The organism is Corallococcus exercitus (assembly GCF_003611585.1).
Taxonomy (GTDB): domain Bacteria; phylum Myxococcota; class Myxococcia; order Myxococcales; family Myxococcaceae; genus Corallococcus; species Corallococcus exercitus.
This window is the reverse complement of the sequence record NZ_RAVW01000412.1, coordinates 1-8,774: the sequence shown is the minus strand read 5'-3', so window position 1 is coordinate 8,774 and position 8,774 is coordinate 1. Positions and strand designations below refer to the sequence as shown.

Genomic DNA, 8,774 nt, shown 5'->3' with positions numbered 1-8,774 from the left:
GCCCCGAAGCCTCCCGAGCAGGCTCCGGCCCCCGCCGCCAGCGGCGCGGGTGAGGGGATTGCCATCCTGATGCCGTCCCTCTCCCCGACGATGACGGAGGGGAAGATCGTCAAGTGGCTGAAGAAGGAGGGGGACAAGGTCTCCTCCGGGGACGCCATCGCCGAGGTGGAGACGGACAAGTCCAACCTCGAGGTGGAGGCGTACGACGACGGCACGCTCGCGCGCATCACCGTGCAGGCGGGTGACATGGCCAAGGTCGGCGCGCCCATCGCGTTCCTCACGCCCAAGGGCGCCAAGGCCGGGGCCTCCGCTCCGGCGGCCGCGCCCCAGGCTCCGGCCGCTCCGAAGGCGCCCGTCGCCGCGGCTCCGTCCGCGCCCGCCGGGGGACAGGTCGTTCCGCTGCGCCGCGAGCCCCAGGCTCCGGCGGCGGGTGGTGGTGGCGCTGGCGGCCGGCTGCGCGCCAGCCCGCTGGCGAAGCGCATGGCCCAGGAGCGCGGGCTGGACATCAGCCAGGTGCGCGGCACGGGTCCGCTGGGCCGCGTGGTGAAGCGCGACGTGGAGCAGGCGCTGGGCCAGGGCCTGGCGAAGGCTCCCGCCGCGCAGGCGCCGGCGGCGAAGAAGGCCGGGGCCCAGCCGGAGGTTCGCGCCTTCGGTACGCGTCCGGAGCCTCAGGCGGTGCCCATGTCCTCCATGCGCAAGGTCATTGGCCAGCGCATGTCGGAAGTGAAGCCCGGCGTGCCGCACTTCTACCTCACGGTGGAGGTGGAGATGGACGCCGCGGTGAAGATCCGCGAGGAGGCCAAGGCGCTGGACCTCAAGGTGTCCGTCAACGACATCATCGTGAAGGCGGCGGCCATCGCGCTGCGCCGTTCACCGAAGATGAACGTGTCGCTCCAGGGCGACCAGGTGCTGCACTACGGCACCGTGGACGTGGGCATCGCGGTCGCCATCGAGGACGGGCTCATCACGCCCATCATCCGCGACGCGGACCTCAAGGGCCTGCAGGCCATCTCCGCCGAGTCCCGCGACATGGCGGAGCGCGCCCGCAAGCGCTCCCTGAAGCCCGCCGAGTACACGGGCGGCTCGCTCACGGTGAGCAACCTGGGCATGTACGGCATCGACCAGTTCATCGCCGTCATCAACCCGCCCCAGTCCGCCATCATCGCGGTGGGCGCCGTGGCGGAGAAGGCCGTGGTGCGTGACGGCCAGCTGGCGGTGCGCAAGATGATGACGGTGACGCTGTCGGGTGACCACCGCGTCATCGACGGGGCCACCGGCGCCGAGTACCTCCGCGAGCTGAAGGGGCTCCTGGAGCACCCCTCGCGGTTGCTGTTCTAGCGGTCGAGCGGTCCGCCGCCTTCGCCCCCGTGCGACACGCACGGGGGCGGGGCACGGCCTGGACTACTCCCGCGTCGGCTCGTCCGACTCGACGTCCTTCTCCAGCTTGCGCTGCGCCTCGGTGACGCCGGCCTGGTCCGCGCGCTTCGTGCCCGTCTCCAGGTCCTCCTCGTGCTCCTGGCTGCGGCCCTGGATGCCGGGCCACGGGTCCGGGCGGGTGGCCTGCACGTGCTTCACGGGCTTCACGTCCTCGTTCTTCTTGTCCGCCATGGTGCGTCACTCCTCCCCGGAAAACGGGGGCGTGGGTGGAACTTCCGTGGCGGTACGGTGGGATGTCCACACCCGAGCGGCCACCCGGTGGGATGAAGGGGCAGAGCGCCTGCCTGCCTGACTCCCTTCGGACGGCGAAAAAAGGTCGGCAGCCGGAGCGGTTCGCTGCTTAACTTCTCACTCAATGAACGACGACATGACTCGCGAGCGCCTGGGACTTGGACTGCAGGAGGTGGAGCTGTCACCGGCCCCCCTGACTCCGGTGGTGTCCCTGGCGCATTCGCTGCAGCAGGCGCTGCGCGGCGCGGTGTTCCCGCTCACCGCGGAGCAGTTGGTCTGGGTGGCGCGTGAGAACGAGGCGCCGCCGCATGTGGTGTCGCTCCTGGGCACGCTGCCCCGCGGCCGGTTCCCGTCGGTGGACACGGTGGCGCTCGCGCTCGGAAACGCCTCCGTCTGACGCCTCAGTCCGAGGTGACGTGCTGTTTGCGACGTTCGCTTGGGGCCTGGGTACAAGGTACCCCCAGGCGCGCGGTCGGACGTGCGCGTTATCTTCGGCGCGACCAGCCTGTCTTCCGGATGAGGAAGCCACGGTCTGGAGGAGCTCCATGAACGCCTCGGACCTGCCCGCCGTGCTGTACGTGGACGACGACGCCCTCAACCTGAGGGTGTTCGACGCCAACTTCGGGCAGCGGTTTCGCATCTTCCGGTGCTCGTCCCCCAACGAGGCCCTGGCGCTGCTGGAGCAGCGGCGCGGGGAGATTGGCGTGGTGCTGTCGGACCAGCGCATGCCGGGGATGACGGGCGTGGAGCTCCTGGAGCGCGCCCGCACCATCGCGCCGGACGCCAAGCGCATGCTGGTGACGGCGTACGCGGACATGCAGGCCGTCATCGACGCGGTGAACCGCGGCCAGGTGACGCGCTACTTCGTCAAGCCGTGGGACCGCGCGGAGCTGCTGGCGGCGCTGGAGGACGCGCTCAAGATTGCCCGCCTGGAGCTGCGCATCCGCGAAGTGGAAGGCCGGATGATGAAGTCCGAGCGTCTGGCCACGCTGGGGCAGGTGACCGCGGGCATCGCGCACGAACTCATGGGCCCGGTGGGCTACCTCACGCAGAACGTGTCGTCCCTCCAGCGCGACATGGAGCGGGTGGTGCAGTACGTGTCGCGCCACCTGGCGACGGATCCGGACGCGGAGGTGTCCTCCACCATCGAGGATCTGCCGTCGCTCATCAAGGACCTGTCCGAGGGCGCCACCCACCTGCGCGAGGTGGCGCTGGGCCTGCGCGCGCAGGCGCGTGGCGAGGACATGGAGTCCACCGCGGACGTGGCGGAAGTCGTCTCCTTCGCGGTGAAGCTGGCGCGAGCGGAGGTGCGCGACCGGGCGCGGCTCACCAGCAGCGGCGAGCCCATCCGCATCGTGTTCGGGCCGGTGAAGCTGTGCCAGGTGCTGCTCAACCTCATCGTCAACGCGGCGCAGGCCATGGAGGGCACGGGCCGTCCGGGCCGCATCGACGTGCGGTGGGCGGCGCGCGACGAGGACGTGGTGCTGTCCGTGATGGACAACGGGTGCGGCATCCCGCTGGCGCTGCAGGAGCGCGTGTTCCAGCCGCTGTTCACCACGAAGCCCGTGGGCATCGGCACGGGGCTGGGCCTGTCCATCTGCCGGGAGCTGGTGACCCAGTTCGGCGGTCAGCTCCGCCTGTCGTCCACGCCGGGTGAGGGCACCGAAATCGAGCTCACCTTCAAGCGAGCCCCGCTCCCTTGAGCCCGAAGGCGTTGTGCAGGAGCCGCCACACCCGGTAGAGGGTGTCGCTCTCCTGCGGCCGCACGTCCCGCACCAGCAGTGCGCGCCGGGGCGCGGCTTCCGGGCCGTACTCCACCACCAGTGCGTATCCGCCCTTCGGCGGTTCGATGATGTGCACCGCGCGCACGTCGTCGAAGGGGAAGGTCTCCGTGCGCGCCGCGCCGGGGGCCCACGCGAGCGTCTCCAGCCGCAGGGACTCCGTCTTGAAGTGCAGCACGAAGCGCCGCCGCTGAAGCCGCGCCTCCAACACCAGCGCGCCGCCCACCATGGCTCCCGCCAGCACCAGGAGCAGGGTCGCGGCGCCCGGTGTCCGGGCCTTGTCCAGGACAAGCAGGAGCAGCCCCACCCCCGTGCACACGGCGGCGAGCCCCACGAGGAGCGTGGGCAACAGCCGCAGCGTCCAGGGCGGCGGCAGGGACTCCCCCACCAGCCGGCCCCCGTCGTAGAACAGCCGCACGTCGCCCAGCCGTGGCGGCACCCGGTTCTCCCGGAGCGCGTCTTCGAAGCTCACCCGGCGAGCATAGTGGGCGCGCCTGTTTCCCACCCTCGAAGTTGGACGTGAGCTGTGCGATCCTCCCAATTCATGGATCTCCCGTTCGAGACCGGCGAAGGTGAAGGGGAAGGGCGGGGGACGCTCGCCTCGAAGGTGCTGCTGGTGGATGACGAGCCGGTGGTGCTCGACATCTGCGTGCGCCTGCTGGCGCGCGAAGCGGACCTCATCGTCTCCCCCGTGGGCAGCGCGGAAGAGGCGCTCGTCCTGTTGAAGGACCAGCGCTTCGACGTGCTGGTGACGGACAAGAACCTGCCCGGCATGGGCGGGGTGGAGCTCATCGCGGAGGCGCGGCGGATGCAGCCCGCGCTGGAGGCGGTGATGATCACCGCCTACGCCAGCTCCGAGTCCGTCATCGCCGCGTTCGCCGCCGGCGCCAGCGACTACATCGTGAAGCCCTTCGACGACCTGCGCGTGCTGCGCGCCAAGGTGCGCGCCGCGCTGGAGCGCCGCTCGGAGCGGGTGCGCACGCGCGACGGTGCCCGGGAGATGGCCCGTCAGGCCGCGGCGCTGCTGGACGCGGGCCGGGACGCCCCGGAGCCCGCGCACGAAGCGCTGGAGACGGAGCTGCGCAACTACGAGCAGGCGGTGCGCCTGGGCCACACCGGCAACGTCGCGGTGGTGGGCAGCGCGGAGGCCGTGAAGGTGCTGCGCGACGCGGAGTTCGAGGTGGTGGAGCTGCCGCCGTACTCGCCCCAACTGGAGAGCGCGGACGTGGTGGTGGTGGAGACCGGGGATCCGCAGTGGCACACGCTGGCGGAGCGGCTCCAGGGCCGCTCCCCGGACGTGGTGCTCCTGGCCGGCGCGGACGCCGACCTGAGCGACCTCCTGGAGGCCATCACCCTGCGCATGGACCTGGTCGGCTACGGCCAGTCCAACGCCGCCCGCGTCCTGCCGGAGAAGGTGCGCATGCTGCTGATGCGCCGGGGCATCCAGCGCGCCCAGCAGCGGCTCACCGCCGCGCTGGACACCTTCCGCCAGAGCATCGCGACCCCGAACTGAAGGGGAGTGCCCGGGCTCCGGAGCCTGGGGCCGCGTCCACGAGCACGGGCGCGGCCGTCACCGGAGACAGGGCGGGAAGGACAGGGCGAGACGCCAAGGCAAGGCCCGCAAAGCGAAACGCCCACCTTCGTTTCCGAAGGTGGGCGTCTCAGTGTGACCCTGCCGGGATTCGAACCCGAGTTTGAGCCGTGAGAGGGCTCCGTCCTAACCACTAGACGACAGGGCCGGCTTGCTTCCCTACAACCACTGCGTTTCTGCTGCTGCTTCCTACATTCTCCGTTCTGACCAGTCAACCGGAGATTTTCAGCTGGGGAACTAGGATTCGAACCTAGATAAGCAGAGTCAGAGTCTGCTGTCCTGCCGTTAGACGATTCCCCAAGGCGCTGCGTGCTGCGGCTGCGTGTTGCGGGCGCTTCTACTACCGACTTCTGCTGCTGACTTCAACTACTTCGTTTTCCTGACCGGCTTGCCTTCGGACTTCTTCGCCGGCTTCGCCGACCCCTGCAGCGGGACGACGTAGATGCGAACCTCTTCGTTCGCTTCGTAAATGTTCAGCCCCTCGAAGTTCTTCCCGGAGGGGTTGGAGATGTGCACGGCCTTGACGCCCGGCTGGTTGACGACGGACCGCCTCGGGTAGCTCGAGGTTGGGTAGACGTTCTTGTAGTAGTCGAGCGTCGCCTCGAAGTCGCGCGACGCCCGGTACCGGTTCTCGCCCACCTTCTGGGCACCATCCGGAATCTGGGCGCCGTTCACCAGCTCGGCGCCAGAGGCCGTTGCCCAGAGGGCGAGCAGCACCGCCCCGAGCGGGCGCGCCTTATAGAAATGCGGTCTCAGGCTGTCAAGCGGTCGCGTCATCGCCGGCCAAGATAGGGCCCGGCGGTGCCCGCGTCCACCGTCAATCTCACGTCCCGCGAGCCAGCGCCGCGTCGATGCGCTTGAGGGCCTCCTCGCGCCCCACGAGCAGCAGCGTCTCCCCGATGCCGGGGCTGGTGGTGTTGCCGGTGATGGCGACGCGCAGGGGCTGGGCCACCTTGCCCATGCCCACCTGGGCGGCCTCGCTCACCGTCTTCACCACGCCGTCCAGCGGCTCCACCGTCCACGCGGGCAGGGCGGCCAGCTTCTCCCGGGCCTGGCGCAGCAGGTTGAGCGAGTCCCCGCTCAGGTGCTTGGCGGCGGCCTTCTCATCCAGGGTGACGCCGCTCTTGAAGTAGATGGACGCGGTGTTCGCCATCTCGTCCAGGGTGCGCGAGCGCTCGCGCAGCGCGAGCACCAGCGGCTCCAGGCGCGCGTCGCCCTTCACCTGGAAGCCGCGGGCCTCCAGGAAGGGCACCAGCCGCTCCGCGACCACGGCCGGGGGCAGGAGCTTGAACCACTGCTGGTTGAGCCACTGGAGCTTCTCCGGGTTCCACACGCCGGACGTGCTGCCCACGCCGTCGAAGTCGAACCACTCCACCATCTGCTCGCGGGTGATGACCTCGTCGTTGCCGTGGCTCCAGCCCAGGCGGATGACGAAGTTGAGCAGCGCCTCCGGCATGATGCCCGTGCGCTTGTGCAGCATCACGTCCGCTTCCGGGTGCTTGCGCTTGGAGAGCTTCTCCCGGTCCGGCCCCAGGATGAGCGGCAGGTGCGCGAAGGCCGGCGGCGTCCAGCCCAGCGCCTGGTAGAGCATCAGCTGCGGGAACGTGGAGTTGACGTGCTCCTGGCCGCGCGCCACCAAGTCGATCTCCATCAGGTGGTCGTCGATGACGCAGCCGTAGTTGTAGAGGGGGATGCCGTCCGCGCGCATCATCACCCAGTCATCCAGGTCCGAGTGCGCCTTGGTGATGGTGCCCAGCACCTTGTCGTCGAAGGACACGGTGCCTTCGCCCGCGGGCATGCGGAAGCGGATCACGGCGTCCTCCAGCTTCTTGCCGGGGGGCGGGCCCTTCAGGTCGTGGCAGGTGCCCTCGTAGCGGTAGCTGCCCTGGCCCTTCACCTTCTCCACCGCCTCGCGGCGCTGGGTGATCTCCTCGCGGGTGCAGTAGCACCGGAAGGCCTTTCCCTCCGCGATGAGCTGGTCCGCGTGCTTGCGGTACGTGTCCAACCGCTGCGTCTGGAAATAGGGACCGTACTTCGGGTCCTCCTTGCCAGGGCCCTCATCCCAGTCCAGGCCCAGCCAGTTCAGTCCGTCCAGGATGGCCTTCACGGACTCCGGCGTGGAGCGCTCCTGGTCCGTATCTTCCATGCGCAGGACGAAGGTGCCGCCGTAGCGCTTCGCGTAGAGGTAGTTGAAGAGCGCCGTCCGGGCGCCTCCGATGTGGAGGTATCCAGTAGGTGACGGAGCGAAGCGGACGCGGGGTTTTGACGGAGCCATGGGCAGGCGCGCGATAGCAGGACGGGTGCACGAGGGTCAACGCAAGCCGCCCGCTTGGGGTTAGGCTGCGCGGCCAAGGAGACTTTCCATGTCGATTCGACACGCGGTTCGCACGGTGGTGCTGGCCACCCTGCTCGGAGGGCTGCCGGTGGGGGCCACCACGATGCTGCGGGCGGACCTGCCCCAGATGGCGCAGACGTCGGACACGGTGGTGCAGGGCGTCGTCCGGCGCGTGCAGAGCCGCTGGAGCGGGGACAAGCAGCGCATCGTCACCGACGTGGAGATCCAGGTGACGGAGGCCCTCAAGGGGCAGCCCGGCGGCACGGTGCTCGTCACCCAGCCGGGGGGCCGGGTGGGGGACATCGGCCAGGTGGTGAGCGGCCTGGCGTCCTTCTCCGAAGGGGAGGAGGTCGTCGTCTTCCTGGAGAAGCGCGGCGCGTCCGCGTTCCAGCTGGCCGGCATGGCGCAGGGCAAGTACCAGGTGAAGCGCACCGGCCCGGGCGCGATGGCGGTCCCGGCGTCCACCGGCGACGCGGTGCTGATTGATCCGAAGACGCGTCAGGAGACGGTGTCCAACGCGAAGCCGGTGACGCTGGAGGAGCTGAAGGCCTCCGTGCGCGCGGCGGTCCAGGCGCAGCAGGCGGCGCCCGCGAAGAAGGGGGCGAAGTGATGGGCGCGCTCGCGTCGTGGGTGGTGCTGGCGGCGGTGATGGGACAGAGCTCCGCGCCGTACGTGCGCAGCCGCGTGTCCCCCGGGGATGACACCACGCAGTGCCTGTACTGGACGCAGAAGAGCGTCACCTGGCAGCAGAGCACCGTGGGCAACCCGAAGGCGACGAACCACACGGAGTTCGACGCCATCACCCGCTCGTTCCAGAGCTGGCAGGACATCTTCGCCAGCTGCGGCAACCTGTCGCTGGTGGAGGGCTCGCGCGTGAACTCCCGGACGGTGGGCTACAACCGCTCCGGCGACAACATCAACCTCATCCTCTTCCGGGCCCGCGCCTGTCGCGAAGTCGTGGACGCCAACGACGCCTGCTTCTCCCAGGACACGTGCGCGAACACGTACGACTGCTGGGATGACAGCGACGGCACCATCGCCATCACGCTCACCACGTACGACGAGCGCACGGGCGTCGTCTACGACTCGGACATCTCCTTCAACGCCGCGCGCTTCAACTTCACCACCGGCAACGGCGGGCCGTGCGGCATCGTGGCGACGCCGGACTGCGTGGACACGGACGTGCAGAACACGGCCACCCACGAGGTGGGCCACTTCGTCGGCCTGGACCACACGCTGGCGACGAACTCCACCATGAACCCCAGCGCGCCGCCGGGTGAGACGTCCAAGCGCACCATCGACTCCGGTTCGCGCAACTTCGTGTGCGTCGCGTACCCCAAGGGCAGCGCCAGCCAGCCCTGCTTCCCGGTGCCGGGCGGGAACGGGAACGGCAATGGGA

General features: G+C 69.7%; 10 protein-coding genes and 2 tRNA genes. 6 read left to right on the top strand and 6 right to left on the bottom strand.

Annotation, left to right across the window (positions count from 1 at the left end; genetic code table 11):
• The coding region (locus D7W79_RS34040; protein WP_244222126.1) for a pyruvate dehydrogenase complex dihydrolipoamide acetyltransferase at window positions 1-1,338 on the top strand (1,338 nt) is incomplete at its 5' end.
• A 63-nt stretch (window positions 1,339-1,401) separates the two neighbouring features.
• Here D7W79_RS34040 and D7W79_RS34035 read toward each other — a convergent pair.
• Window positions 1,402-1,608 carry a hypothetical protein gene (locus D7W79_RS34035; protein ID WP_120529499.1) on the bottom strand — a complete coding sequence of 69 codons (207 nt, stop codon included), beginning with the start codon at window positions 1,606-1,608 and terminating at the stop codon, window positions 1,402-1,404.
• A gap of 184 nt (window positions 1,609-1,792) precedes the next feature.
• Here D7W79_RS34035 and D7W79_RS34030 point away from each other — a divergent pair, with 184 nt between their 5' ends.
• Together D7W79_RS34030 and D7W79_RS34025 are read left to right on the top strand one after the other, a co-directional pair.
• Complete coding sequence (locus tag D7W79_RS34030; RefSeq protein WP_120529498.1) at window positions 1,793-2,065, top strand: DUF2795 domain-containing protein; 273 nt, start codon at window positions 1,793-1,795, stop codon at window positions 2,063-2,065.
• Window positions 2,066-2,213: 148 nt separating this feature from the next.
• Entirely contained in the window at window positions 2,214-3,371 is a 1,158-nt protein-coding gene (locus tag D7W79_RS34025) for a sensor histidine kinase (RefSeq protein WP_120529497.1), read from the top strand.
• Here D7W79_RS34025 and D7W79_RS34020 read toward each other — a convergent pair.
• On the bottom strand, window positions 3,349-3,921 hold the full coding sequence (locus D7W79_RS34020) for a hypothetical protein (protein ID WP_244222125.1): 573 nt from the start codon (window positions 3,919-3,921) through the stop codon (window positions 3,349-3,351). The two genes, D7W79_RS34025 and D7W79_RS34020, sit on opposite strands and share 23 nt — an antisense overlap.
• A 72-nt stretch (window positions 3,922-3,993) precedes the next feature.
• Here D7W79_RS34020 and D7W79_RS34015 point away from each other — a divergent pair, with 72 nt between their 5' ends.
• Window positions 3,994-4,962: a response regulator gene (locus D7W79_RS34015; protein ID WP_171433218.1), complete on the top strand. Its 969-nt coding sequence runs from the start codon at window positions 3,994-3,996 to the stop codon at window positions 4,960-4,962.
• Window positions 4,963-5,116: 154 nt separating this feature from the next.
• Here the strand turns inward: D7W79_RS34015 and D7W79_RS34010 are convergent.
• From D7W79_RS34010 to gltX, 4 genes are all read right to left on the bottom strand, one after another.
• A tRNA-Glu gene (locus D7W79_RS34010) sits at window positions 5,117-5,188 on the bottom strand.
• Between the two features lie 81 nt (window positions 5,189-5,269).
• Window positions 5,270-5,340 (bottom strand) — tRNA-Gln (locus D7W79_RS34005).
• 66 nt (window positions 5,341-5,406) lie between these two features.
• Window positions 5,407-5,817: a hypothetical protein gene (locus D7W79_RS34000; RefSeq protein ID WP_120529494.1), complete on the bottom strand. Its 411-nt coding sequence runs from the start codon at window positions 5,815-5,817 to the stop codon at window positions 5,407-5,409.
• A 46-nt stretch (window positions 5,818-5,863) separates the two neighbouring features.
• Entirely contained in the window at window positions 5,864-7,315 is a 1,452-nt protein-coding gene (gene gltX / locus D7W79_RS33995; protein WP_120529493.1) for a glutamate--tRNA ligase, read from the bottom strand.
• An 88-nt stretch (window positions 7,316-7,403) separates the two neighbouring features.
• Between gltX and D7W79_RS33990 the strand changes: the two genes are divergently transcribed.
• Window positions 7,404-7,985 carry a hypothetical protein gene (locus tag D7W79_RS33990; protein ID WP_120529492.1) on the top strand — a complete coding sequence of 194 codons (582 nt, stop codon included), beginning with the start codon at window positions 7,404-7,406 and terminating at the stop codon, window positions 7,983-7,985.
• Window positions 7,985-8,774 (top strand): myxosortase-dependent metalloprotease, MXAN_2677/MXAN_2678 family (locus D7W79_RS33985; RefSeq protein ID WP_120529491.1); only part of this gene is annotated, 790 nt, incomplete at its 3' end. The genes D7W79_RS33990 and D7W79_RS33985, both read left to right, overlap by 1 nt.